General features: G+C 43.4%; 1 protein-coding gene. It reads right to left on the bottom strand.

Annotation, left to right across the window (positions count from 1 at the left end; genetic code table 11):
* Positions 1-260 (bottom strand): cation transporter (locus tag AC2Q9J_RS17735; protein ID WP_499041984.1); only part of this gene is annotated, 260 nt, incomplete at its 3' end.
* Positions 261-343 lie beyond the last annotated feature (83 nt).

Here is a 343-nt window from a genome sequence, read left to right as displayed (position 1 = left end):
GTCCAATCTCGTCCTTCGGTTTGATCGTCGTCTTGTTTAACAAACTTTGCTCCCGGTTCAATCCGTTCCATCGCCAACTGAGTCCACTCAAGCCTCTTCTCACGGTATGACGGGTCCACCCACTCAATCACCATACGACTCGTCGCAAAATCAATTTGACAAGATGCGACTTCTTCACGTTTCGATACATCTCGCTCAATCTTAGCTGCACAATTCGTACAGGTAATACCGGACACAGGTAGTACGTCTCGATTTCTCATCATATCACCCCAACTTTCAAACGTTCATTTGAATATATCTTAACGTGAATTTTAATCGAAGACAAGTACCAAAAAAATGAACG

This window comes from Planococcus sp. RAB007_Raresut, assembly GCF_057369535.1.
Note: the sequence above shows the minus strand (reverse complement) of the source record. Positions and strands in the feature narration are given on the sequence as shown.